This is a genomic window from Blautia sp. Marseille-P3087, assembly GCF_900120195.1.
Classification (GTDB): Bacteria; Bacillota; Clostridia; order Lachnospirales; family Lachnospiraceae; genus Blautia_A.
In genome coordinates this window covers 2625150-2649440 of record NZ_LT635539.1, presented here as the reverse complement: position 1 = coordinate 2649440, position 24291 = coordinate 2625150, and the positions used below count along the sequence as shown (strand labels likewise).

The following is a 24291-nucleotide window of genomic DNA, read 5'->3' as shown; positions in this document are numbered from 1 at the left end:
CTGCATTTCGTACAATGTGCTCCAGTAAGCATCCATAGTATCACTCACAAGCGAAGCACCATCCGGACTATAGCGTAAAATTTTGCCCGACATCTCCACATAGTTAGTCGCTACAACATCCTCCTGCTCACTCGCAGACAGGATTTTGTAATTATGGTAGCTTCTTTTTTCCATGTAAAAGAAAAAAAGTGCTGCAACTGCAGCCACCGCCGCAATAGTCATCACTGCACGGCGCATCGTCGCATTCCGATGCTTTGACAGCCGTTCCTGATATACCTCTTCCGGTGTTCTGCGCTGCCGGCTCTGTTCCATCTTTGCACGTTCTTCCTGAAGCTTTTTCTTTTTGTATTTCCTTTTTATTTTTTTGATTATATTTGCCATTTTTATCCTTACCTTATAAACTGGTATTCTGTGCATTTTCTTTTTGCGCATTCTGCCTCTGCAGAATGTCAACATTTTTATTATATCAAATTTTTTTCGGCAATACAATTACGGCAGTACAATTATCTGTCCCGGATAAATAATTTCATCTTCCGCCAGTCCGTTTGCCTGACAGATTTCCGCCACTTTTTCCATCGTACCATATTTCATTATACTGATCTGATACAATGTATCTCCCGGCTTAATCACATAGGAGTTTCCGCGTCCTGCCGTCGTCTCAGTCATACCTGCTTCCGCAATGTCCGAGCTATCTGCTGCCACCCCTGTTTCTGATGCCACCCCTGTTTCTGATGCCAGTTCCTGCCGCACACGCTGTTCCGCTTTTCTGTCATCAGATTCTTCTCTGTATATCTCACTCTCTGTTCTGCTTCCCGGCGTCGGCGAAATATGTTGTTCCATCGTTGATGTCGGTGTTGGTTTCACTTTTTCCTCCATCCGAGGTGTTGCGCTTATTTTCGGTTTCGTTGTTGTCTTTGGCATTTCTGTAATCTTCGGCATCTGCGTCACTGTCGATTTCACATCTTTAGTTTTCTCCTTAATAACAGCAGATGCAGTTTCCGTCACTTCCTGCGGCATCTTACTACTGTTCGAATAATTCTGATAAAACTGCACTCCGACTGTCAGCACCGCCAGCGCAAGGCATGCTGTCGCCGCATAAGAGAACACCGAAGTCCTGCCCCCGTCTTCATTTGAATAATTCGAATGTTTCTTCTGAATAATCTGCCGGAATGCCCGTACAGCATCATCATGCACTTCTTCCTCCTGCGGCACGGACAATTCCGGAATTTTTTCTATCATATAATTTTGCATCTGCGGATTTTTTTCATAATAAATATAAAATCCGCTCTGCTTTACCATAAAGCTGTTTTCATAGCGAAAAAAAGCTTCTTCGTTGTCCGACGGATCCAGCAGCATCAGCACTTTTTCTCCGCCAAAATGCTTGAGGTGTATACGAAGAAGCATTTCCGATACTTCCATCGGCTGCATCCTGCCGCCCAGAAACCACCCGACAATCTCTTCCCCTTCGAAATATTTTTCAGCGTCCTCATGAATCTGCTGCCACATGGCATCTGTCAACTCAACGTGTTCCTGCGAAATTTCTTCACCCGAAACAAGCACTGCACCTCTGATAAAAAGATAGCCTGTCCCGGCATCCCATTTCGTCTCCCCCATAAAAACAGCCAGGCGGCGTTCTTTTTCCTCTTTATCCTCTCCGGCAGCCGCAGCACGCTCCAGAAATGTATATACATAGTCCTCCATATAGATCCTGTAATTCTGATCCGTCATTCCTATCTGCCGTACATTTCTGGGCAACTGAAAAATCCCTTCATTTCCTTTTGCACGCTGCTTTTCATCCTTGTAGACAACCTCTATCATGTCATATCACCCCTTCAGGCATCAGAATAGCACAGGAAAGTCGCGGATTTTAGCAGAATCTAAGAGCAGTGCAAAAGAATTTAGCGACATATTTTGCAAAGTGCATATTTCTTTCGCAGAGGGATAAAATAGAAAGGAAAAGATACGGAGATAAAACCATGACTTTTTATGTAGATACGCGCCATGCAAACTGTTCCCGTGAGATCTGCAGGCTTTTAAAAACATGTATTCTTGAGCAAACGCAAAACTGGTCTGAAATCGTGTTTCTGTGTATCGGCACAGACCGTGTTACCGGCGACTGTCTCGGCCCTTATATCGGTGCACAGCTCAGCAGCCACACCTTTCCGATGATTCACGTATACGGTACTCTTTCCGATCCGGTTCATGCACTTAATCTCACCGACACCCTGTTGGAAATCCAAAACCGCCATCCCGGCTGTCTGATCATCGCGATTGATTCTTCATTGGGACAAAAAAAGCACCTCGGGTATGTGACCATTTCAAATGGTGCACTCTACCCGGGTGCCGCTGTTCATAAAAAGCTACCGCCTGTCGGACATATCCATATTACAGGAATCGTCAATATCTCAGGTGTCCTGGAACACCTGACTCTTCAGACAACACGTCTCTCCACCGTGATCTCTATTGCCGATCAGATCACTGATGGTATTCTGTATATGATACCGCTGATCTCAAAATGTGGTTTTATACAAATTCTTTAATCTGTTTGTAGATGCCTTCTGCATCCAGACCATATTTCTCAAGAAGAGCTACCGCCGGACCGGATTCTCCGAATACATCATTCACACCGATACGTTTTACCGGTACAGGTGCCTTCTCGGAAAGGCATTCGCATACAGCTCCGCCAAGACCACCGATTACGGAATGTTCTTCTACAGTTACGACTTTGCCTGTTTCTTTTGCTGCGGCAACGATCAGATCTTCATCCAGTGGTTTGATGGTATGAATATTGATCACTTTTGCATCAATTCCATCTGCTGCAAGTTTTTCTGCCGCTTCAAGAGATGCAGCAACGCAGAGACCATTCGCAACGATTGTAAGGTCTTTTCCTTCGCGAAGAACGATTCCCTTCCCCATTTCGAATTTGTAATCTGGTCTGTCGTTGATTACCGGAACAGCCAGACGTCCAAATCTCATATATACAGGTCCTACATATTCATATGCAGCTTTGACCATAGCTTTTGCTTCAATGTCATCAGCAGGGCTCATGACAACCATACCCGGAATTGCTCTCATAAGGGCAAAATCCTCGCAGCACTGATGAGTCGCACCGTCTTCACCAACGGAAATACCGCCGTGAGTTGCGCCAACCTTTACATTCAGATGCGGATATGCAACAGAGTTGCGAAGCTGTTCGTAAGCACGTCCTGCTGCGAACATTGCAAATGTGCTGACAAAAGGTACCTTACCGGTCGTCGCAAGACCTGCACCGATACCTACCATATTACACTCTGCGATACCACAGTCGATGTGACGATCCGGAAATTCTTTCTTAAACATTCCTGTCTGAGTAGCTGCAGCAAGGTCAGCATCCAGAACAACAAGATCATCGTGTTCTTTACCAAGTTCTACCAGAGCGCTTCCGTAGCTGGCTCTTGTGGCGATTTTCTTTACTTCTGACATAATGCTTCACCTACTTTCTCCAGATCTTCCATTGCCTGTGCATACTGCTCGTCATTCGGAGCTTTGCCATGCCATCCAACCTGATTTTCCATAAAGGAAACTCCTTTACCTTTTACGGTCTTCATGATAATGGCTGTCGGCATTCCTTTTACAGTTTTTGCTTCGTCGAATGCAGCCTTAAGCTGATCCATATCATTTCCGTTTGCAACATTGATCACATGGAAATTAAAAGCTTCAAATTTCTTGTCAATCGGATATGGCGAGCATACTTCATCTACCTGTCCGTCGATCTGAAGTCCATTGTTGTCTACGATTACAACAAGGTTGTCCAGTTTGCGGAACCCTGCAAACATAGAAGCCTCCCATACCTGTCCTTCCTGAATCTCACCATCGCCAAGAAGAGTGTATACTCTGTAAGATTCGTTGCTGAGTTTTGCAGAAAGTGCCATACCTACTGCCGCAGAGATTCCCTGTCCAAGAGAACCGCTGGACATATCAACGCCCGGAATATGCTTCATATCCGGATGACCCTGCAGATAGGAGCCGAGATGACGAAGTGTCTTGAGGTCTTCCTTCGGGAAATATCCTCTCTCAGCAAGTGCAGAGTAAAGTCCCGGTGCAGTGTGTCCCTTAGAAAGAACGAAACGGTCTCTGTCTGCTTTCTTCGGATTTTTCGGATCGATATTCATTTCTTCAAAATACAGATATGTGAATAAATCTGCTGCTGATAAGGAACCGCCCGGATGACCGGCTTTTGCAGCATGAACCGCGGTAACGATGTCTTTGCGGACTTCGTTCGCAATTTTCTGAAGTTCTAATTTCTCCATGATGTTCAATTTCTCCTTTTAATAATTTGCAACAAACTTATGCTACAATTAATTTCCGCACTCGTCAAGTAATATGTACCTAAAATGCTTTTTATTGCATTTTTATTTGTCACCGAATACTGCTTTATAATCTTTCTGGAATTTTTCGATTCCGGCATCTGTCAGAGGATGTTTTGTCATCTGCTCGATTACTTTGTAAGGAACTGTTGCAATATCAGCACCGGCAAGAGCACACTCTGTTACATGGATTGGGTGACGAACACTTGCACAGATAATCTCTGTGGTAATTCCTGCTACTTCGAACATTTCAACGATCTGGCGAATAAGCGGAACACCATCTGTAGAAATATCATCCAGTCTTCCAAGGAATGGAGATACATATGTAGCACCGGCTCTTGCAGCAAGCAATGCCTGGTTTGCTGTGAAGATCAGAGTAACGTTTGTTTTGATTCCTTCTTTTGAAAGAACTTTAACGGCTTTCAGGCCTTCTACTGTCATAGGAATCTTAACAACCATGTTCGGATGGATCTTAGCAATCTCACGGCCTTCTGCGATCATTCCTTCAGCGTCTGTAGTAGTAGCTTTTACTTCACCGCTGATCGGTCCGTCTACGATTTCTGTAATTTCTTTGATTACTTCATTGAAGTCTCTGCCTTCTTTTGCGATCAGGGACGGGTTTGTAGTAACGCCACAGATAACTCCCATATCATTTGCTTTACGGATATCATCTACATTTGCTGTGTCAATAAAAAATTTCATTGTAAAATACCTCCTGTTTTCTGCGTTTTTGCTTGATAATTTTATTATAGCAAACAAAAATTCCAGGTCAAGAAGGGAAGAAATTATTAATTATTATTTTATTAATAATATGTTATTTTATTAATTATTTATCTTATTTTTTCTACTTTATTGAATATCAAAAGCCTGAAAGTACGGTTTTCCGCGTTCTCTTCCAGGCTTTCGTTTGAAATTATTAATAATAATTTGGATATACAAATTTATTTTCTTTTTTTCGTGTTTGCATATGCAGTTGTTTTTCTGGCGATCAGCTTCGGCGTATACTCAATATTATAGATACTTGTCGGCTGTAATCCCGTATAAAACTGGTCATTTATCGCAATCTTACGAATGATGATATCACAGGCATCCCGCCCTTTCAGCGCAACGAAATGATCAATCGTTGTAAGTGACAGCCTCCGAATACCAGAATAGAAAATATCATCGCAACCGATCACCGACACGTCCTTCGGTACGCGGATACGCGATTCTTCCAGCGCATCGATCGCGCCCAGCGCCATCATATCATTCTGACCTGCGATTGCAGTGAATTCCCTGCCTTCTCTGATCAGCTCCATCGTAAGCTGATACCCCATCGAATACTCGGAATCCATCCTCGGTAATCTATGATCGACTGACTCATCTGCTGCTTTTATAAGAACATGCCCGCCAAGCCCTTCCTTTTCGTATTCTTTAACAAAGCCGTCAATTCTTCTGGAACGCTGCCACTGCCGGCGCGTGAGCGGCGGTGTAATAAAGGCCACTTCCCTGTGACCAAGTTCAAGGAGATGACGTGCCATCAGGCGTCCTACCATTGTATTATCCTGATTGATCGCATCTACCGTCGTTGTCTTTTCTTTATTGCTGATAATAACAAGTGGTATTCTGTGTGCCAGTTCTTCAACTTTTTTCTGAAAATCCGGATGGGGATTACATGCATAAATGATTCCCTGTGGATCGATCGTACTGATCATCCGGAGATATTTTTCTTCCTGCCCTGCATCCCTCTGAGTATTGCAGATAAAAACACCGTAGCCTTTTTCATTTGCTACGGATTCGATACCCTGTAAAAGAAGAACATAATATGGGCTGGTCAGTGTCGGACAGATCACAACGATCAGTTTTTCTTTTTTGGTACTGTTTTTATTTTTGCGGTGAGGCAGCTCATATCCGAGTTCCCGCGCGGCACATTCCACTCTTTCTACAGTTTCCGCAGAAAAAGAAACATCATTTCTCCGGTTCAGTATCATAGATACTGTCGCCTGAGAAACTCCTGCTTTCTGTGCAACCTGCGAAGAGGTTGGTTTTCTTTTTGCCACTCTCACATCCTCCTTCTGTCATTGCAGTCTATATCAGAGATCCACTCTGCCTTCCAGTGCACGCAGAAGTGTTACCTCATCAATATATTCCAGATCGCCACCGACCGGTACACCACTTGCGATCCTGCTTACCCGGATTCCGGTTGGCTTGATCAGCTTGCTGATATACATCGCGGTTGTCTCGCCCTCCAGACTAGAGTTCGTCGCAATGATCACCTCTTTGATATCTTCACTCTGAAGACGCTGCATCAGCTCTTTGAGTCGGATATCATCCGGTCCGATTCCAAGCATCGGAGAAATCGCACCGTGAAGCACATGATAGACACCCTCATATTTTCCTGTTTTTTCGTATGCCGCAAGATCCCTCGTATTTTCCACGACCATGATCGTACCTGCATCCCTTTTGGGGTTGCTGCAGATCGGGCAAAGCTCCTGATCTGTCAGCGTACAGCATTTTTTGCAGTAGCGGATCTTTTCTCTCGCGCCGGTGATCGAAGAAGTAAGCTGTTCCACCTGGTCTTTCGGCATGTTCATGATATGAAATGCCAGACGCTGTGCCGACTTCGGTCCGATCCCCGGAAGATGCGAAAGCTGCTCGATCAGCTTATTGATGTGCGTACTGTAGTATTCCATCAGAAAGGAAGGCCTCCGCCCAAGCCGCCAAGTCCGCCTGTGAGTTTGGACATTACTGCTGTTGTTTCTTCTTCTACTTTGCGAAGTGCTTCATTGGTTGCCGCAACGATCAGATCTTCCAGCATTTCGATATCATCCGGATCGACAACTTCTTCGGCAAGTTTCACGCCGGTCACTTCACGTTTACCGGATACAGTAACTTCTACAGCACCGCCGCCTGCCGTTGCAGTGAATGATTTTTCTTCAAGTGCTTTCTGGTTTTCTTCCATCTGACGCTGCATCTTCTGCGCCTGTTTCATTAAATTATTCATGTTTCCCGGCATTCCCATGCCCGGAAATCCTCCACGTTTTGCCATGGTGATATCCTCCTGATAAAAAATTAATCTTCTTCTATTACAACATCCATGTGAATATTGTCACGTATTGCCTGATCCACCGTAATCTGCGAAAGGTTCGTCTGCTGATGGTCTTCCGCAACCAGCATATGAAGCTCGATACTTTTGCCAAGCTTCTGCTCAATGATGGACTGCAGTTCTTTTTTGGCTTCGGAATCATCCGGATAAAGCCTTCCAAGTGGAGTCTGAAACTCCACATAGAGAATCGGCTCGCCAGTCTCTCCGTTGTATTTTGGCACTGACTGCAAAAGTGCCTGTTTGAAAGCAGCTGTCGTCTGTCCGACGATCATCTTCCAGCCTGCCACGATCTTTTGCAGATCTTCCGGTGCTGCTTTCTGTGGTGGCCGCTCTGCCGGTTTTGGCTGTTCAGCACTGCCTTCTCCCACACCTGTACTCTGCACGATCACCTGCTGTACCGGATGTTCATCAATCTTCTGTTCGAGCACACGGATACGGTCCAGCACGGAATCCAGATTTGTCTCCATTGCCGGGCGGCACAGTTTGATCAACGCAATCTCAACAAGCACGCGTTTCTGTGTTGCGAAGCGGATCTGATTGGAAAGATCTGAAAAAATGCGGATATAACGCATCAGCGTATCGCTGTCGGTCATCTCGCTTTCTTCTTTCAGAAGTTTCAGATTTTCGGAGGAGACATCAATGGCCTCCTCCGGATTGTCAGAAGTCTTTACAAGGAGCAGATTTCGCATATACCATGTGAAATCGCCCACAAACTGGCTGAGTTCCCTGCCCCCGACGATCAGATCTTCAAGGATCCTGATCGCAGAAGTCACATCACCCGCCAGAACTTTACGCAGTAATTTACTGAACACTTCGGTATCCACGGCTCCCAGAACATCAAGAACCTTATCATAAGTCAGTGTCTGCCCCAGATAAAAAGCAATACACTGATCCAGAAGACTGAGTGCATCTCGCATAGAGCCATCACCGGCCTTCGCCACATAACGGATTGCTTTTTCCTCCGCTTCCACACCTTCCACCTTAAGAAGTTCACTCAGGCGTGCCGCAATCGTATCGATCGAGATTCTGTGAAAATCATACCGCTGACAGCGTGACAGAATGGTGATCGGAATCTTATGTGCCTCTGTCGTTGCCAGAATAAAGATGACATAAGACGGCGGCTCTTCCAGAGTTTTCAGGAGGGCATTGAATGCTCCTGTAGAAAGCATATGCACCTCGTCGATGATATACACTTTGTATTTACCTTCTGTCGGACGGTAAGTTACTTCCTCACGGATCTCACGGATGTTATCTACACCGTTGTTGGAAGCGGCATCGATCTCGATCACATTCATTGATGTACCTGCCTGAATGGCTTTGCACATCTCGCATTCATTGCAGGGACTTCCATTAACCGGATGCTCACAGTTCACGGCCTTCGCGAGAATCTTTGCCACTGTGGTCTTACCGGTACCACGCGTACCACAAAAAAGATACGCGTGGCCGATGCGGTTTGCATTGATCTGGTTCGTTAACGTCGTTACAATATGATCCTGCCCTTTGACATCTGCAAAATTATCGGGCCTGAATTTTCGGTACAGGGCAGTATAGCTCATGAATACACTCCTCTCCTGTCACTGCAGGAATTTATTTTTAACAAATTGATCTTAAGTGTCTCAGTCACCGAAGCTGATTCCGATCTGTTTGGCAGCTTTGACAATCTGGTCTTTCGGTGAAACCATCTTAAGTTTGCCTGCGCAGTCTGCAAGCGGAACTCTCTTGATCTTGCCGTTGATGACACCGATCATGATTCCGTATTCTCCGTCAAGTATTGCTTCTGCTGCACCGGCACCAATTCTGGTAGAAAGTACGCGGTCATACGGACATGGTTCTCCGCCTCGCTGAATATGTCCAGGGACTGTTACACGGACTTCACTTCCCATGGTCTGATTGATCTGATCTGCAATCTCATAGGAAACAGACGGATATTTCTTTGCCCTTACTTCGAGTTTTTCTTTGTATTTTTTCTTCGGAAGTTCTGCGTCCTCTTTGGAAATTGCGCCTTCTGCAACAGCGAGGATCGTAAAGCGCTTACCTGCTTTGTTACGTTTCTCGATGGCTTCGCAGACTTTCTTGATGTCGTAAGGAATCTCAGGAATCAGGATAATGTCCGCACCGCCTGCAATACCTGCATGAAGTGTCAGGCTTCCAACCTTATGTCCCATGATCTCAACGATAAATACGCGGCCGTGTGAGGTAGCTGTCGTGTGGATGCAGTCGATTGCATTTGTAGCAATATTCACTGCGCTCTGGAAGCCAAAAGTCATATCAGTTCCGAAGATATCATTGTCGATGGTCTTCGGAAGATGGATGATGTTCAGTCCTTCTTCGCGGAGAAGGTTTGCAGTCTTCTGTGTACCATTGCCACCAAGGATCACGAGGCAGTCCAGACACAGTTTGTAATACGTCTGCTTCATGGCTTCCACCTTATCGAGACCTTTTTCGTCCGGTACACGCATCAGTTTAAACGGCTGACGGGATGTACCGAGGATCGTACCTCCACGAGTCAGAATGCCGGAAAAATCCTTCGAACTCAGCATCCGGTATTTGCCATAGATCAGTCCTTTATATCCATCATCAAATCCATAAACTTCAAGGTCATCTACTGCGTTTGACAGTGCCTTTACCACGCCTCTCATTGTAGCATTCAGAGCCTGGCAGTCACCACCGCTTGTTAATAAACCAATTCTTTTGATCATAGTACATTTCCTCCTCACTGTGCTCATCTGCACAAAATGGTATGCCGTTACCGCCCGTTTAAAGACAGCAGCCTATTTGTTTACTATTATATAATACTTTACCCCCACTTGACAAGTATTCAAAAATCGTCTATACTTAAAGTCCGCGCAGCCGGGGAGATAGCGGTGCCCTGTACCTGCAATCCGCTACAGCAGGGGTGATGCCAATCTGAGGTTTGTCTCCTGTGGAGCTGCCCTTTATAAGTGGCGTTGACGTTTGGGTCTCACGCAACAGGAATCTGTGAACCGTGTCAGGGCAGGAATGCAGCAGCACTAAGCAGAAGCTCTTGTGTGCCGTGAGGGTGCCTGGGCCGAGTTAACTGTAAAGGTAACGTCCATGGGAACATTTCGAGGTGCGGCGCGCGGAAAAAGAGATTATTTCATACTCTGTGGATATCATTTCCACGGAGTATTTTTTTATCCATTTTTTGCTTTATAGGAACATTACGGAGTAATTTCCTATAAAGCAAAAATACCCTCCCGGCCGGTTCTTCCCGGTAAGGAGGGTATTATTCATATTGGCGGCTCAGCGGCCTGCCGGCCTTTATTTGCAGATTTCAGCAACGACCTGATTGATCAGTTTGCCGTCTGCCTTGCCTTTAAGATCTCCCATAACAGCTTTCATGATCTGTCCTTTGTTCTTTGTTGCAAGAACTTCGGCAAATTTTCCCTCAAGATAAGTACGGATCTCATCTGCATTCATCTGCTGCGGTGCATATTTCGCAATTACATCATATCTTGCCTGATATTCTGCACGAAGGTCATCACGGCTTTCCGGGCAGGTATCCAGCTGTTCTTTTACAGTTTTCATTTCTTTCAGGATCACACGGTCAACAAGTGCTTCCGGTACATCGTCACGGCATCCCTCGTCGATGGCAGCTTTTTTGACTGCGGATACAAGAGAAGAAACTGCCTCCTTTGTTGTTTTATCTTTTGCTTTCATGGCTGCAACCATATCTTTTCTTAATGCTTCCAGTGTCATTTCAAGATTCCTCCTCGTTCATTAAACTGTTATCATCATATCACTTTTCCGTCAAAAAACAAGTGTTCAGACGTTTATCTGTCCCCGTCCGCTGCTTCCTGCGCCTGCTGTCTTGCCAGCATTTTCAGGCGTTTTTTCTTTTCACGGAGTTCCTTAAAAAAATCAGACAGCATTGCAGAACACTCTTCTTCCAGAACTCCCCGTGTGATTTTTACTTTGTGATTGAAACCGTCCACCTCCAGAAGGTTCAACACCGAACCAGCGCATCCTGCCTTCGGATTCATGCTGCCAATCACAACTTCATCAATTCGCGACTGCACCAGCGCTCCGGCGCACATCTGACATGGCTCCAGTGTCACATACATGGTACACCCTTCCAGACGCCAGTCACCAAGTTTTTTGCTTGCTTTTCGTATTGCATTCAGTTCCGCATGAGACAGCGTATTTTTGTCTGTGTTTCTCCGGTTATAACCTCTTGCTATGATCTTACCATCCGAAACGATCACGCATCCGATCGGCACTTCTTCCAGTACGCGTGCCTTTTTGGCCTGCCGGATAGCTTCTTTCATATATTTTTCCTGTTCTGTCAAAGGGATTTCCTCCAAATCGCAATTCTTTCGAACTATCGTCCTGTTTTATCCAGTATAGTAAATGCCGGTTGCAAAATCAATGAATAAAAATTAGAATAGACCTATAAATTTCAGATAGACAGGAAGTATAAACATGCCTAAAATACATGGTTTAAACAAAACAACTTTACTTGATTATCCCGGACGAATCGCCGCAACGATCTTTCTGGGACACTGCAATTTCCGCTGCCCGTTCTGCCAGAACAGCGCTCTCGTATTAAATCCGGCAGCAGAACCTGAGATTCCGGAAGAACAAGTTCTTTCTTTCTTAAAAAGGCGTCAGGGAATCCTTGAAGGTGTCTGTATCTCCGGCGGCGAACCAACACTTTCTCCTGACCTTGAAGACTTTATACAGAAAATCCACGATCTCGGTTATTCTGTCAAGCTTGACACAAACGGCACGCATCCGGAAGTTTTGAAAAATCTTGCTGATAAAGGTCTGATCCAGAAAGCTGCTGTGGACATCAAAGCCTGTCCGGAAAATTATCCTTCTCTGTCCGGCCTGTTGCATCCTCCACTGGATGCTGTACGTGAGACAGTTGATTTTCTGCTTCACGGAAATCTTGATTATGAATTCCGGACAACCGTTGTCAAAGAGCTTCACAATGAAGAAGATTTCGTCCGCATCGGTCAGTGGTTAAAAGGAGCCAGGGGCTACTATCTCCAGGCATACAAGGACTCCGAAGAAGTCCTGCAGCCCGGTTTCAGCAGTTATTCTCTGGAAGAACTGGAACATTTTCGTAAAATTCTTTTAACAACCATTCCCGTTGTTGGGATTCGTGGAATCGATTAGGCGGTACCAGTAGCCGCCTTTACCGCCCGGCACCTGAATCTCGCTGCTTTCTTTGAAATATGGGAAGCCAAACATGTTCGCCATGAACCTCTCCTGCTGATCATATCTTCCCGGTACGCCGAGTACCGGCTGACCACAGTGGTTCTGACACAGTAGAAGATGTCCGAAATGATAATAGCCATACTGGACGAAACGATTATTTCGCAGAAGGCAGGTCCGCCGTCCCATACTGCAAAGATCCTGTGGAGATATTTTATGGCAGTCATGCAATTCCCCATCCTGAAACACTTCACACGGAGTTCCGCATCTCCGATAGTTCTGAGACTTTCGCTCCTGTGGTTTTCGATCCGGTGATTTCTTCTCCTGCACATTCATCACTTCCTGATCCGGCGATACTGTTTCAGAATTTTGAACTAATGTACTGTCCGGCTCTGTCACTGACTGTGTGTGGAGTTCCTGACTCTCCGGTGTCTTCACTTCTGTCTGTGCAGCTTCTGCTTTCTGCATCTCTGTGTCTGCTATTTCTGCAGCTGACTTATCTTTCTTCGGATGTTCTTTATCTTCTTTGCTTTCTGTTCTGCTATTTTCTTCATCTTTGCCGGATTTCACCATCTCATCAGTTTCTGCCTTTCCATCTGACACTGCACTTTCCGACGTATCCTCCTGTATTCTCGGAACAACCCGGAATTTTTCCGGTCGAATCGGCATATCATCCCACTCTGTTCCGAAAAATCCACCCTGGTCAGTCGTAATGATCATTCCTCCCATTTCCTCCAGGGAATGTTCACTGTCCCCCATATGTTCAACAGAGCTCTCCAGTATGCAATTAATCTCTTCTTTTGCTGTCTCACACACACCAAGAAGGATTCCGTCTATACTTTCATCTTTCCGGACAAATCCATAAACACTGCATTCTGAGCCCGAAACCAGTCCCGGACACAGAAGATGCAGTTCTATCCTGCATACATTCCTCCATGCTTCAATCCGCACGAATCCACAGTTTACCCCTTTTTTGTCTTTTCGGTATTCATACAAATATGCTACAAAACGCCGATACGCTGCCAAACAGCTCCCTCCTGCTTTTTATTTCACAAGAATCTTATTCTCTTTCCAGAAAATATATGCCGCTCTGATCCAGTTTTTCAGGGATTTCTGCATTTTCATATCCAGCATTTCTCTGCTATCCGCAAAGCCGATACATCCTGGATACTGCGGATAAAATCCAATAAATTTTCCATCAGCCCCATTCTTTATCTCATAATCTTCTTCAAACAAAGTCTCGCAAAATGCGTCTTCTTCAAGTATTCCTTCATCATATAGCCGACACAGTCCGTCCATACTCTTCGGGTACAAGTTCTTTTCCATATTTTCCAGACCGGTACAGCTCACTTTTTCACGTTTATCCACAATCTCTCCACTTCGTTCCCATTCTCTGTAGATATCCAGAAAATCCGCTCCATCTATACCGTATATTGTTTTCATAAACTCCACATACTGTAATACAGGCTTTTTCAAGTCCGTATTGTTCTGTATTATGACGCAAAGCTGTGCAATTGCTTTTCCCCAGTCCTTATTCATTTTTTCTCCTCCACACGTCCATACAAAAAAACTTTCACCGTTAGCTTTTCCTTTGTGCTATAGCGGCAAATGTTTCCTTATTACGAAACATTATAACGAAATTCCTCGATATCATCAATACATAGATGTTTCTTTATTACGAAATATCAGGATATGGGGATAATTATGATACAGAAAATCAGAATGGACATGAGCATTGGCAGCAACATCCAGAAGATGCGCTACCAGAATAAACTCACACAGGAGCAGGTAATTGCCCGCATGAATCTGATGGGTCTCCCAATCTCCAAAAGCAGCTATGCCAAGATTGAAACCAACCGCATGAACATCAAGGTAAGCGAGTTGATGGCACTGGCAGATATCTTTCACTGCGAAGTGGGGGACTTTTTCAAAGATCTGATTAAATTAAAATAATTTTTTCGTTCTTTTTTGCTTCTTATAATTTTCTCTTTTTCCTTAGTCCATTATGGACTTCTGTCATCAAATTTCTACGTTATTGGAACATTACGGAGTAATTTCCTATTACATAAAAAACAGACACTACCTGTTTGCACACAGATAATGTCTGTTATATCAAAACTGATCTAAATTCTTACGGTCGCCGTATCGACTTCCGCCGATGTTTCTTTGCTTCGTAGAGAAACTGATCTGCTGTCGCGATCACCTGCTGAATATCCGTCTGCGGCCCGGAGCAAAACTCAGCGATTCCGAGAGAGATCTCCACCAGAAACGGTTTATCTGATTTTTCATTAAAATATATGCAGGCGTCTTTCACACGTTTACGGAATGTTTCCTGATACCCTTCTTCGGTACATTTCAGAAGAATCAGAAATTCATCTCCACCCACACGCGCCAGAACGTCATCGCTTCGAATGCATCCTCTCAGAATCTCCGCCACACTTCGAAGTGCAAAGTTTCCTGCCGGATGTCCCCAGTTATCATTGATCTCTTTCAGATGGTCAAGATCTCCGCAGATCATATAAGCACGCTGTTCCTGTTCTTCATGACAGATTTTTTTTGCTTCTTCTGTAAATCCTCTGAGATTCAAAAGGCCGGTCAGCTCGTCATTCGCAGACATGATACCCAGAATCCGATTACGTTCCCGGATCACCTCAAGGTCTTTCGTCATCTCACGGCGTCTCGCCGCTTCTGCCTTACTTATTTCAAGATAGCGGAGAGAAAGCCCGATCTGCAGACTGATCACATAGAAGAACGGAAATTCTTCCTGCTGAATATCACATGCCAGTAAGCCGTATTGTCTTTCGCCGGAAAACAGCAAAAAAATCATAAACTGATGTCTCTCTCCATCCTCCATAAGCTGACAGATTCCACCTTCTTTTGAAACCGACGGACGGTCATAAAGATGAAATGCATCTACTTCTTCTTTTTTGTAATATGCTGCAAGACGCAGATTTTCCGGACATTTCCACTCGTCATCTTTGCGATAGACAACAGGCTCGTCCAAAAGGAAAAGATAAGTACATTTAGTCCGAAGTTCCCGCATATTTTCCATCGCTTCCAAAAGAAAAGCATGTTCATCATCCATGCAGTCATTTAAATTTCGTGCAAGAGACGGAATAAACCAGGACTTTCTCTGAAAATTGATCAGTTCCAGTTTCATATTTGTAATGGTACGGTTTAATTTATGTATCTGATCGCCAAGATTCAGTGGTGTATTCTGTGTTTTGCCGTTTTTTTCCTGACATCCACAGGACTCCCTGACACACAGAGAAACCGGGACACGTCTTGACAGTGCATCCTTTCCGTCAAGCTTATAAATCAGATCGTAGACCGCCATTCTGCCCATCAGAACACCATCCTGCACAACAGTTGTAAGTGCAGGATCCATGCCCGATGCTCGCTCGCAGTCATCAAATCCGGTGATCAGGATATCTTTTCCTACTTTCAGTCCACGCTTTTCACATACACGGTAACCGGCAAATGCCATTTCATCGTTGGCAAATACAATTGCCTCGGCATTCGGATTATCATCAAGAAGCTGATCTACCTGACGGTCAATAAACTCGGAATAATCACCCTGTGCGATCATCTTGTCACTGACCGGAAGATGATATCTTTCCATCATTTCAAAATAGGTGGCTTTTCGCTCTTTTGCATCGGTATTCTGTGCCGGTCCGGATACAAAAAGAATATTGCTGCAATGATGTTCCTCAATCAGGTGCGCCATAACCAGCCGGATTCCCTGTTTGTTGTCACAGATCAGCGAATGGCAGTTTGGCTCATGCACGATTTCTGTGAGAAATACTGTCGGAATGGAATTAAATTTCAATGCAAACTGCTCGGCGCTTTCGTTTTTCAGCTGAAGTCCGAGTGTACCATAATTGATGATCAGACCGTCAAGTCCACCAATCAGACTGTAATCGTGAATTGTATTAAATTGATAGTCAAAAGAATTCTTATGTGTTCCGCCAAGCATATCCTCGAAAAAGTCTTTTGTCTGCGTTCCGAGAAAAAAACAGACATTGACATCCAGTTCTTCTGCTGCCTCTGCAATTCCAAGGATATGTTCCTTCGGAAAGTATGTATGTACACCACCAATCAGAATTCCAATAGTATATCGCTTATGTTCTTTCATGTCAGACACCCCTCTGAATGAATATACACACATTTTTGTATATTATACCAGTAAATCATCAATCCGACCAGTAGATATTTAGTACTTTTTAGCACTATAATACGAGACCGGAAATTTGAACTTTGATTGGGAAATGAAATGTTTTTGTAATAATTTGGAATTTTCATGTGGCATTCTGCTGTGAAAGATGTGTTTAAGATGCGAAATGTTACATGTTTGTTACAAAATTAAAATGAAAGTGTTGATTATTTACGAAAATGTGTTATACTTAGCGTACAAAATATTTAAGAGGTGTTATTTTATGAAAAGCAAAAAAGTTCTTTCACTGCTTCTTGCATGTGCAGTGACCGTATCTATGGGAACAACCGTATTTGCTTCCACAGAAGATCAGATTGCAGCAGCACAGGAACAGAAGCAGGAGGCGCAGGCAGGACTTGCTCAGGCACAGGCGAACATCAGTGATCTGGAAAGCAAGAAACAGGAACTTGAATCCTACCTGTCAGAACTGAATACTCAATATACAGAACTTACAGACAGTATTTCACAGCTTAGTGTAGAAGCCGCTGAAAAAGAAGAAGAACTGAAAAATGTGCAGGCGGAGCTTGAAAAAGCAAAACAGGATGCACAGGATCAGTATGAAGCCATGAAGATCCGTATTAAATATATGTACGAAAATGGCGGAAGCTCAATGCTTGAGCTTCTTCTTTCTTCGAACAATCTTTCAGATTTCTTAAATGAAGCAAGCAACATCGCTTCTATTTCTACATATGACAGAAATATGCTTAAGAAATATGAAGAAACACAGGACGCAATCAAAACTCAGGAGGCACAGGTGGCGGAAGAATCTACTTCCATCAGCAATCTTCTTACAGAAAAAAGCTCCAAGCAGCAGGAAGTTCAGAATCTGGTATCCACTACCAACGATAATATCAGTTCCTATGTAAACCAGATCAGTGCAAGTCAGGAAGAGGCAAGTGCACTGATGGCACAGGTAAACAGTGCAGACAGCAGCATTTCACAGTTGATGGAACAGGCAGAGCAGGAACGTGCAGCAGAGGAAGCTGCGGCTGAAGCGGCTGTGGCAGCAGAAGCAGCCCGGGATACAGAAGATACTGGTGCAGCTGATGAAGGCGACAGTTCTGAGGAAGCGACAACAGATGCAGAAGAAATTTCTACAGACGATAGCAGCTCTGAATCTTCTGATGCGACGGAGGATACATCCGGCGCAGAAGACAGCAGCACTTCAGACGATACATCTGCGGATACTTCATCTGCTGAGGACACATCTTCAGACAGTTCTGACAGCAGTTCTTCCGATTCCGGTTCTTCCAGCCAGGGAACATACCTTGGAAACTTTATGCTGACAGGATATTGTAACTGCGCACAGTGCTGCGGAACAGCAGGAAATGCAACAGCAAGCGGTGTTATGCCAACAGCAGGACATACCGTAGCAATGGCTGGTGTACCTTTTGGAACACAGCTTCTGATCAATGGTACCGTTTATACCGTAGAAGACCTTGGAACTCCTTATGGACATGTTGATATTTACTGCGGCAGCCATAGCGAGGCACTGAGCTTCGGATTACAGTATGCAGATGTGTACCAGTTAAACTAAAGGGGAATTTTAATATATACAGAGAACTTGCCACTTTGGCATAAAAACAGCAGGCCATGAAGGTCTGCTGTTTTGCGTTACGTTATTTTAGAGATATGGTGTACCGGGGATTTCCGGATATGAACCCATACCGATCAGAAGCTCCAGGCCAACCTGGCGTGCCTCAAGTACAGCTGCCTTAACTGCGCTGGCATCGCCGGAAATACCAAGGATCACTTCATTGGAATGACTGGTTCCGATACTTGGTGTCATATAGCAGGTAATATTTACTGCTGATGCCTTCATTGCGGTATCTGCCATTACAAGACCGATTGCAGCCGGGGAACCCGCCATGAATCCGAATGCTTCACCGGGAACTGCATGAAATGCATTCTGTAATGCGGCGCCAGCACTGGCTGAGTAAGTAAACTCCAGATGACCGGACTCACTGATATAAAGTTCACCGGCATTTTTCTTTGTAAGTTCCAGTGCCAGTTCAATCGCATGCCGTACATCTGAAACATCATTACCACCAATCACGATATAGTTTCCGTGGCCACCCCAGCCTTTGGTATCACGCGGAAATTCGATGGAAAGCACATCCGTATTGGTTGCTTTGACCGCATCATCGATCGCTGTGATCTGTCCTGCCGCGCCTGTCCTTGAACTGAAAAGTCCGAGTGCATGATACCTGGTACCCACATTCATTTCTTTTAATAATGTATCATCAATTCCGGAAATCACCAGTCCAATCGTGTCAAGAACGGTGGTCCCCACAAATTCTGTCCGTGTACAATGTGTGCTGATACTTTTTACATCAATCATGAGAAAACTCCTTTCTGTTCTGATGTTCATATCGAATCATCCTGAACAGATCTTTGATATAAATATAACGTATTATGTACTCGTTTGCAAGAAAGAACACCGACAAAACATGTGTTGAGTGTACTTTTAAATTTTTTTTAAAAAATCTCAAAAAAGTTGTTGACATTTGCATTTCACTATAATATAATATGTCTTGCGTCAAGCGACGAAGCAAAATCAAATAACGAAGTGTGGCTCAGTTTGGTAGAGCGCTGCGTTCGGGACGCAGAGGTCGCAGGTTCAAATCCTGTCACTTCGACTACTTGGCAGGGGCACCGAAAGCTTTAGAGATAAGGCTTTCGGTGTTTTTTTGCGTTGGCATAAAAAGCATCAAAATTCATCTGGTCACGAATTTAGTCACGAAAAAAATACCCGGACGGGAAACATCTCTCACTTCAATTGTAAGTAATTTTCTCCATCCGGGCATACCTTCTCTTTATTTTATTGTTTTTGTATTTTCTTTATTTAATCCCAGCCCATACATTCTGTTCCGGTTTACTCTGCTGCTTCAACTGCTTCGGCAGGTTCTGCATCCAACATCTCCTGATATTTGCCGAGGATCAGTGTCTGGATCATGTCTCTCGTACCGGAATTGATCGGATGAGCAATGTCTCTGTACTCTCCGTCTGTGGCCTTGCGGCTCGGCATAGCGATAAACAGTCCTTTTTCGCCTTCGATCACTTTGATATCATGAACTACAAATTCCTCATCAATCGTGATAGAAACAACTGCTTTCATCTTTCCCTCTTTTGCTACTTTTCTTACACGTACGTCTGTAATATTCATCGTGTCTGCCCCTTTCATTTTCATACGCATTTATGAGTTCGCATTATAATGCGTATCTCTCATTTTTCTCAACGACGATTTTAATCTCGTTTTCGCCGCAGTAGCAGGAATTCGCACGAATGGTATCCCTGCTCTCAACAATACAGTTCTCGATACGTGTATTGTCCCCAATATAAACATTATTAAGAATCACAGAGTTCTTAATCACACAGTTGTTGCCTACATAGACATCCTTAAACAAAACAGAATTCTCGACGGTTCCGTTGATGATCGATCCGCTTGAAACAAGACTGTTTTTAACAACTGCCCCCGGATTATATTTAGCCGGTGGAAGATCGTCAATCTTGGTCTTGATCGACGGTTCCTGCTTAAAGAAATAATTCCGGATATCATGCCGCAGGAAATCCATGTTGGTACGATAGTATGCTTCTGCAGTAGAAATATTGCTCCAGTAAGCATCTGTCTTGTATCCGTAGATTCTCTTGAGATTTTTGTAACGGATCAGAATATCGTTTACAAAATCATGTCTGCCTTCAAGTGCCGCGCGCTCCAGAAGCTCGATCAGCTGTCTTCTTCGTACTACGTAGATACCGGTAGAAATTGTATTATAGGAAGAAACGATTGGTTTTTCTTCGAACTCTACGATTCTGTCGTCATCATTCATACGTACCACACCAAAGCGTTCTACTTCTTTCTGATCTTCACAGGTGGTGCAGACGACAGTGATATCCGCACGCTTTGCGATATGATACTCAAGCACTTTATTATAATCCATCCGGTATATACAGTCACCGGATGCGATAACTACATATGGTTCATGACTTTCTTTCAGAAAATCAATGTTCTGATAGATGGCATCTGCTGTTCCCTGATACCACAGGCCATTGTCCTTCGTGATCGTAGGTGTAAATACAAACAGACCGCCCTGTTTACGTCCAAAATCCCACCATTTCGAGGAGCTTAAATGTTCATTCAGCGAACGGGCATTGTACTGTGTCAGTACAGCGACCTTCTGAATATGAGAATTCGCCATATTACTCAGTACAAAATCAATACTGCGGTAACTTCCCGCTACAGGCATCGCTGCGATAGCCCTCTTATCCGACAGTTCTCTCATACGGCTGTTGTTTCCGCCAGCCAGAATAATACCTATTGCTCTCATGCCTGCTCACCATCCTTTGCTTTAATCACCTGTCCGCTCTCCAGGATTCCTCCCGGATAATCTTCTGCTGTAGTCACTCCGGATATGGCAGTATTTCTACCTATTTTTACATTATCAGGAATTACACTCCGTTCTCCGACTGTCGCCAGACCAAATGCATAAACTGCCGGTTTCAGTACGTTTGCTGCTTCTTCTCCGAAGCCCAGTGTAACTTTATTTCCGATCACAGCATCCTCTGCTACGATTGCCTTATCAAGAACAGTATCTTCCCCGATCTGCGAATTACGCATGATGATCGAATCCCGCACAACAGTACCCCTGCCGATCACTACGTTCGGCCCGATCACAGAATGATATACTTCACCATAGATCTCGGCGCCTTCTCCAATCAGACACTGGTCTGTCACGGCATCCTCAGCAATATACTGTGGTGGAATAATGTCTCCCTTTGTATAGATTTTCCAGAATTCTTCGTACAGATTGAATTCCGGAATGATATCGATCAGTTCCATATTTGCTTCCCAGTAAGATCCCAGTGTGCCGACATCTTTCCAGTAGCCGTTGTATTCGTAGGCAAAAAGTCTCTGTCCTTTGTCCTTACAATAAGGAAGGATATGCTTGCCAAAATCGCAACTGCTCTGATCTTTCAGCGCGATCAGTGCTTCTTTGAGCACCGGCCAGCTGAATATGTAGATACCCATGGAAGCAAGATTACTGCTCGGTTTCTCCGGTTTTTCTTCAAACTCCGTCACGCGTCCTGTCTCATCTGTAACCATGATGCCGAAGCGGCTTGCTTCTTCTATCGGAACCGGCATACAGGCAATCGTTATGTCAGCCTTGTTTGCTTTGTGATAGTTCAGCATAACTTCGTAATCCATTTTATAAATATGATCTCCCGAGAGAATCAGTACATAATCCGGATTGTACTGCTGCATATAATCCAGATTCTGAAAAATTGCATTGGCCGTCCCGGTATACCATTCGCTGTTGGTACTCTTTTCATATGGAGGAAGTACGGTCACACCGCCCTCGTTTCTGTCCAGATCCCACGGAATACCAATGCCGATATGGGTGTTCAGCCGCAACGGCTGATACTGTGTCAGAACACCGACTGTATCGATTCCTGAATTGATACAGTTACTCAACGGAAAATCAATAATGCGATATTTCCCACCAAAAGCGACTGCTGGTTTTGCTACTTTTTGTGTCAATACGCCCAGTCTGCTGCCCTGACCGCCAGCTAAAAGCATGGCAATCATTTCTTTCTTCATCATCGCGCAATCACCTCTTGTATATTATGATGTCCCATTATACCATACTTCCAAATATTAGTGAACATTTTTTACAAATAATTTGTGAGTATTTCATTTTTTTTATATCTATTGCACACGTTTTTGTTTCATACCGTTTCAATATGTTTGTTTTTATGTGCATTTTCGACAATTTCCGTCATTCTGTTTCAGAACAAATGCACAGTAATACCCCCAAAAGTAACACTTTTCATTTTTAGTCGACCGCGTTATAATAGAAATATTAAAGATAAGGAGATTATATTATGTATCAGATAGACTTCCATAAACCGCTCTCTATCCATTTTATCGGTATTGGCGGTATCAGTATGAGCGGACTTGCTGAAATACTTCTGGAAGAGGGTTTCACAATTTCCGGTTCTGACTCCAAGAAAAGCCCCCTGACCAGTCTTCTGGAAAGCAAAGGTGCAAAGATCTACTATGGTCAGCGCGCTTCCAATATTTCCGATTCTGTTCAGGTTGTTGTTTATACAGCTGCCATCCATCCGGACAACCCGGAATTCGCCTGCGCGAAGGAAAAAGGTCTCCCGATGCTGACAAGAGCCCAGCTTCTCGGACAGATCATGCGTAACTACGATACTTCTATCGCAGTTGCCGGTACACATGGAAAGACCACAACCACTTCTATGCTGTCACACATTCTTCTGAAGGGCGAATGCGACCCGACGATCAGTGTCGGCGGTATCCTTCCTGCAATTGGCGGCAATATCCGTGTCGGACAGTCCGAGACCTTCCTGACAGAAGCATGTGAATACACCAACAGCTTCCTCAGCTTTTTCCCGACACTCGGAATCATTTTAAATATGGATGCCGACCATCTGGATTTCTTTAAGGATATTGATGACATCCGTCATTCTTTCCGTAAATTTGCAGAGCTTCTTCCTGCTGACGGTGCGCTCATCATCAATGCAGATACACCGAAATACGAAATGGTTGCCGAAAACCTTCCATGTAAAGTGATCACCTACGGTCTTGAACACGATGCTGAGTATACCGCTTCTGACATCACTTATGACGAATTCGGACATCCGACTTTCCATGTTCTTCATAATGGCGAAGACATCGGTACCTGTTCCCTGAAAGTACCGGGCATCCACAACGTATCCAATGCCCTCGCTTCCATCGCAGCAGGCAGACTTCTTGGTCTTGATAATGAAGTGATCTTCGCCGGACTGAAAGATTTCGGTGGTACAGACCGTCGTTTCCAGTACAAGGGCAAAGTCGGTGAAGTCACCATCATTGATGACTACGCACACCATCCGACAGAGATCGAGGCTACACTTCATGCAGCACATAATTATCCACACAAAAAGATCTGGTGTGTCTTCCAGCCTCACACTTATACACGTACAAAAGCTCTGCTTCCGGAATTTGCAAAGGCTCTGACACTTGCAGATCACGTAGTCCTTGCAGATATTTATGCAGCGCGCGAAACCGATAACCTCGGAATTTCCTCTGCAGATCTTCAGAAACATATCAGGGAACTCGGCACTCCGTGCGAATATTTTCCGACTTTCGATGAGATTGAAAACTTTTTACTCGAAAATTGTACACAGGGCGACCTGTTGATAACTATGGGGGCCGGAGACGTTGTAAACATTGGCGAACAGCTCCTTGGCAAATAAGTTATCCACATTATCCACATGTTTATACACATTTTTCACCGTGTATGACATGTGGATTTTTTCTGCCATTTTACTTTACATAATATCCTGTCGATTTATCGCAATTTTCGCGGAAATACAACAAACTTCGTCATTTTATGAGGTTACAAATAATTTACAGCAAAATTCGATTTCCACATTATCCACATTATCCACATTTCTTT

At 44.3% G+C, this 24291-nt stretch carries 24 protein-coding genes, 1 tRNA gene and 1 other RNA gene (1 of these 26 cut by a window edge); 7 read left to right on the top strand and 19 right to left on the bottom strand.

What is annotated here, in order from left to right:
- A protein-coding gene (locus tag BQ7344_RS12605; RefSeq protein ID WP_072523443.1) for a DUF5711 family protein crosses the window boundary here: on the bottom strand, positions 1-381 show its beginning. It extends 861 nt beyond the left edge of the window; 381 of the gene's 1242 nt are visible here — the first part of the coding sequence; its start codon is at positions 379-381; the stop codon falls past the left edge of the window.
- A 108-nt stretch (positions 382-489) separates the two neighbouring features.
- A complete protein-coding gene (locus tag BQ7344_RS12600) occupies positions 490-1818 on the bottom strand; it encodes a LysM peptidoglycan-binding domain-containing protein (protein ID WP_072522832.1) in 1329 nt (442 codons plus the stop codon).
- A gap of 158 nt (positions 1819-1976) precedes the next feature.
- On the opposite strand from BQ7344_RS12600, the gene yyaC reads away from it, so the two are divergent.
- Positions 1977-2540: a spore protease YyaC gene (yyaC, locus tag BQ7344_RS12595; RefSeq protein ID WP_072522831.1), complete on the top strand. Its 564-nt coding sequence runs from the start codon at positions 1977-1979 to the stop codon at positions 2538-2540.
- Here yyaC and BQ7344_RS12590 read toward each other — a convergent pair.
- The 8 genes from BQ7344_RS12590 to BQ7344_RS12555 form a co-directional block, all read right to left on the bottom strand.
- Positions 2524-3462: a transketolase family protein gene (locus tag BQ7344_RS12590; RefSeq protein WP_072522830.1), complete on the bottom strand. Its 939-nt coding sequence runs from the start codon at positions 3460-3462 to the stop codon at positions 2524-2526. The two genes, yyaC and BQ7344_RS12590, sit on opposite strands and share 17 nt — an antisense overlap.
- Positions 3450-4292: a transketolase gene (locus BQ7344_RS12585; protein WP_304528452.1), complete on the bottom strand. Its 843-nt coding sequence runs from the start codon at positions 4290-4292 to the stop codon at positions 3450-3452. Before BQ7344_RS12585 ends, BQ7344_RS12590 begins: the two co-directional genes overlap by 13 nt.
- A gap of 99 nt (positions 4293-4391) precedes the next feature.
- The gene (gene fsa, locus BQ7344_RS12580; RefSeq protein WP_072522828.1) at positions 4392-5048 is read right to left on the bottom strand and encodes a fructose-6-phosphate aldolase; all 657 of its coding nucleotides are present in this window, start codon (positions 5046-5048) and stop codon (positions 4392-4394) included.
- Between the two features lie 239 nt (positions 5049-5287).
- Complete coding sequence (locus tag BQ7344_RS12575) at positions 5288-6385, bottom strand: LacI family DNA-binding transcriptional regulator (protein WP_072522827.1); 1098 nt, start codon at positions 6383-6385, stop codon at positions 5288-5290.
- 33 nt (positions 6386-6418) lie between these two features.
- Complete coding sequence (recR, locus tag BQ7344_RS12570) at positions 6419-7018, bottom strand: recombination mediator RecR (protein ID WP_072522826.1); 600 nt, start codon at positions 7016-7018, stop codon at positions 6419-6421.
- Positions 7018-7374 carry a YbaB/EbfC family nucleoid-associated protein gene (locus BQ7344_RS12565; RefSeq protein WP_072522825.1) on the bottom strand — a complete coding sequence of 119 codons (357 nt, stop codon included), beginning with the start codon at positions 7372-7374 and terminating at the stop codon, positions 7018-7020. The genes recR and BQ7344_RS12565 overlap by 1 nt, the downstream gene beginning before the upstream one ends.
- Before the next feature lie 23 nt (positions 7375-7397).
- On the bottom strand, positions 7398-8987 hold the full coding sequence (dnaX, locus tag BQ7344_RS12560) for a DNA polymerase III subunit gamma/tau (protein WP_072522824.1): 1590 nt from the start codon (positions 8985-8987) through the stop codon (positions 7398-7400).
- A gap of 60 nt (positions 8988-9047) precedes the next feature.
- On the bottom strand, positions 9048-10130 hold the full coding sequence (locus BQ7344_RS12555) for a 6-phosphofructokinase (RefSeq protein WP_072522823.1): 1083 nt from the start codon (positions 10128-10130) through the stop codon (positions 9048-9050).
- 143 nt (positions 10131-10273) lie between these two features.
- Here BQ7344_RS12555 and ffs point away from each other — a divergent pair.
- An RNA gene (gene ffs, locus BQ7344_RS12550) (signal recognition particle sRNA large type) lies at positions 10274-10535 on the top strand.
- Positions 10536-10713: 178 nt separating this feature from the next.
- Here ffs and BQ7344_RS12545 read toward each other — a convergent pair.
- Both BQ7344_RS12545 and tadA read right to left on the bottom strand, forming a co-directional pair.
- Positions 10714-11151: a GatB/YqeY domain-containing protein gene (locus tag BQ7344_RS12545; protein ID WP_072522822.1), complete on the bottom strand. Its 438-nt coding sequence runs from the start codon at positions 11149-11151 to the stop codon at positions 10714-10716.
- A 74-nt stretch (positions 11152-11225) separates the two neighbouring features.
- Positions 11226-11741 (bottom strand): tRNA adenosine(34) deaminase TadA, encoded by a 516-nt coding sequence (tadA, locus tag BQ7344_RS12540; RefSeq protein ID WP_072522821.1) that lies wholly within the window; start codon positions 11739-11741, stop codon positions 11226-11228.
- Between the two features lie 133 nt (positions 11742-11874).
- Here tadA and BQ7344_RS12535 point away from each other — a divergent pair, with 133 nt between their 5' ends.
- Positions 11875-12573 carry an anaerobic ribonucleoside-triphosphate reductase activating protein gene (locus BQ7344_RS12535; RefSeq protein WP_072522820.1) on the top strand — a complete coding sequence of 233 codons (699 nt, stop codon included), beginning with the start codon at positions 11875-11877 and terminating at the stop codon, positions 12571-12573.
- Here the strand turns inward: BQ7344_RS12535 and BQ7344_RS12530 are convergent.
- Together BQ7344_RS12530 and BQ7344_RS12525 are read right to left on the bottom strand one after the other, a co-directional pair.
- Positions 12532-13638, bottom strand: a complete 1107-nt coding sequence (locus tag BQ7344_RS12530; RefSeq protein WP_072522819.1) for a hypothetical protein — start codon at positions 13636-13638, stop codon at positions 12532-12534. The two genes, BQ7344_RS12535 and BQ7344_RS12530, sit on opposite strands and share 42 nt — an antisense overlap.
- Before the next feature lie 18 nt (positions 13639-13656).
- Positions 13657-14151 carry a hypothetical protein gene (locus BQ7344_RS12525; RefSeq protein ID WP_072522818.1) on the bottom strand — a complete coding sequence of 165 codons (495 nt, stop codon included), beginning with the start codon at positions 14149-14151 and terminating at the stop codon, positions 13657-13659.
- A 168-nt stretch (positions 14152-14319) separates the two neighbouring features.
- Between BQ7344_RS12525 and BQ7344_RS12520 the strand changes: the two genes are divergently transcribed.
- On the top strand, positions 14320-14565 hold the full coding sequence (locus BQ7344_RS12520; protein WP_072523442.1) for a helix-turn-helix domain-containing protein: 246 nt from the start codon (positions 14320-14322) through the stop codon (positions 14563-14565).
- A 178-nt stretch (positions 14566-14743) separates the two neighbouring features.
- Here the strand turns inward: BQ7344_RS12520 and BQ7344_RS12515 are convergent, their stop codons facing one another.
- On the bottom strand, positions 14744-16747 hold the full coding sequence (locus tag BQ7344_RS12515) for a diguanylate cyclase domain-containing protein (RefSeq protein WP_072522817.1): 2004 nt from the start codon (positions 16745-16747) through the stop codon (positions 14744-14746).
- Positions 16748-17048: 301 nt separating this feature from the next.
- Here BQ7344_RS12515 and BQ7344_RS12510 point away from each other — a divergent pair, with 301 nt between their 5' ends.
- Positions 17049-18362 carry a PcsB-like coiled-coil domain-containing protein gene (locus tag BQ7344_RS12510; protein WP_072522816.1) on the top strand — a complete coding sequence of 438 codons (1314 nt, stop codon included), beginning with the start codon at positions 17049-17051 and terminating at the stop codon, positions 18360-18362.
- 87 nt (positions 18363-18449) lie between these two features.
- Here BQ7344_RS12510 and pduB read toward each other — a convergent pair whose 3' ends face one another.
- Positions 18450-19166: a microcompartment protein PduB gene (pduB, locus tag BQ7344_RS12505; protein WP_072523441.1), complete on the bottom strand. Its 717-nt coding sequence runs from the start codon at positions 19164-19166 to the stop codon at positions 18450-18452.
- A gap of 224 nt (positions 19167-19390) precedes the next feature.
- Between pduB and BQ7344_RS12500 the strand changes: the two genes are divergently transcribed.
- Positions 19391-19464, top strand: a tRNA-Pro gene (locus BQ7344_RS12500).
- A gap of 236 nt (positions 19465-19700) precedes the next feature.
- Here the strand turns inward: BQ7344_RS12500 and spoVG are convergent.
- Genes spoVG through BQ7344_RS12485 form a run of 3 tightly spaced genes read right to left on the bottom strand, consistent with a single transcriptional unit; the run spans position 19701 to position 22427 of the window.
- Positions 19701-19991, bottom strand: a complete 291-nt coding sequence (spoVG, locus tag BQ7344_RS12495; RefSeq protein WP_072523440.1) for a septation regulator SpoVG — start codon at positions 19989-19991, stop codon at positions 19701-19703.
- A gap of 43 nt (positions 19992-20034) precedes the next feature.
- Positions 20035-21153, bottom strand: a complete 1119-nt coding sequence (glgD, locus tag BQ7344_RS12490) for a glucose-1-phosphate adenylyltransferase subunit GlgD (RefSeq protein WP_072522815.1) — start codon at positions 21151-21153, stop codon at positions 20035-20037.
- Entirely contained in the window at positions 21150-22427 is a 1278-nt protein-coding gene (locus tag BQ7344_RS12485) for a glucose-1-phosphate adenylyltransferase (RefSeq protein ID WP_072522814.1), read from the bottom strand. Before BQ7344_RS12485 ends, glgD begins: the two co-directional genes overlap by 4 nt.
- Before the next feature lie 281 nt (positions 22428-22708).
- Between BQ7344_RS12485 and murC the strand changes: the two genes are divergently transcribed.
- On the top strand, positions 22709-24088 hold the full coding sequence (murC, locus tag BQ7344_RS12480; protein WP_072522813.1) for a UDP-N-acetylmuramate--L-alanine ligase: 1380 nt from the start codon (positions 22709-22711) through the stop codon (positions 24086-24088).
- Positions 24089-24291 lie beyond the last annotated feature (203 nt).

Excerpts from the sequence above, each read along its gene's own strand:
- BQ7344_RS12535 (WP_072522820.1), top strand. The coding sequence starts at position 11,875 with ATGCCTAAAATACATGGTTTAAACAAAACAACTTTACTTGATTATCCC.
- BQ7344_RS12590 (WP_072522830.1), bottom strand. The coding sequence starts at position 3,462 with ATGTCAGAAGTAAAGAAAATCGCCACAAGAGCCAGCTACGGAAGCGCT.
- fsa (WP_072522828.1), bottom strand. The coding sequence starts at position 5,048 with ATGAAATTTTTTATTGACACAGCAAATGTAGATGATATCCGTAAAGCA.
- recR (WP_072522826.1), bottom strand. The coding sequence starts at position 7,018 with ATGGAATACTACAGTACGCACATCAATAAGCTGATCGAGCAGCTTTCG.
- murC (WP_072522813.1), top strand. The coding sequence starts at position 22,709 with ATGTATCAGATAGACTTCCATAAACCGCTCTCTATCCATTTTATCGGT.
- BQ7344_RS12510 (WP_072522816.1), top strand. The coding sequence starts at position 17,049 with ATGAAAAGCAAAAAAGTTCTTTCACTGCTTCTTGCATGTGCAGTGACC.
- BQ7344_RS12600 (WP_072522832.1), bottom strand. The coding sequence starts at position 1,818 with ATGATAGAGGTTGTCTACAAGGATGAAAAGCAGCGTGCAAAAGGAAAT.
- BQ7344_RS12555 (WP_072522823.1), bottom strand. The coding sequence starts at position 10,130 with ATGATCAAAAGAATTGGTTTATTAACAAGCGGTGGTGACTGCCAGGCT.
- dnaX (WP_072522824.1), bottom strand. The coding sequence starts at position 8,987 with ATGAGCTATACTGCCCTGTACCGAAAATTCAGGCCCGATAATTTTGCA.
- BQ7344_RS12565 (WP_072522825.1), bottom strand. The coding sequence starts at position 7,374 with ATGGCAAAACGTGGAGGATTTCCGGGCATGGGAATGCCGGGAAACATG.
- yyaC (WP_072522831.1), top strand. The coding sequence starts at position 1,977 with ATGACTTTTTATGTAGATACGCGCCATGCAAACTGTTCCCGTGAGATC.
- BQ7344_RS12525 (WP_072522818.1), bottom strand. The coding sequence starts at position 14,151 with ATGAATAAGGACTGGGGAAAAGCAATTGCACAGCTTTGCGTCATAATA.
- BQ7344_RS12485 (WP_072522814.1), bottom strand. The coding sequence starts at position 22,427 with ATGATGAAGAAAGAAATGATTGCCATGCTTTTAGCTGGCGGTCAGGGC.
- BQ7344_RS12515 (WP_072522817.1), bottom strand. The coding sequence starts at position 16,747 with ATGAAAGAACATAAGCGATATACTATTGGAATTCTGATTGGTGGTGTA.
- glgD (WP_072522815.1), bottom strand. The coding sequence starts at position 21,153 with ATGAGAGCAATAGGTATTATTCTGGCTGGCGGAAACAACAGCCGTATG.
- spoVG (WP_072523440.1), bottom strand. The coding sequence starts at position 19,991 with ATGAATATTACAGACGTACGTGTAAGAAAAGTAGCAAAAGAGGGAAAG.
- BQ7344_RS12545 (WP_072522822.1), bottom strand. The coding sequence starts at position 11,151 with ATGACACTGGAAGCATTAAGAAAAGATATGGTTGCAGCCATGAAAGCA.
- pduB (WP_072523441.1), bottom strand. The coding sequence starts at position 19,166 with ATGATTGATGTAAAAAGTATCAGCACACATTGTACACGGACAGAATTT.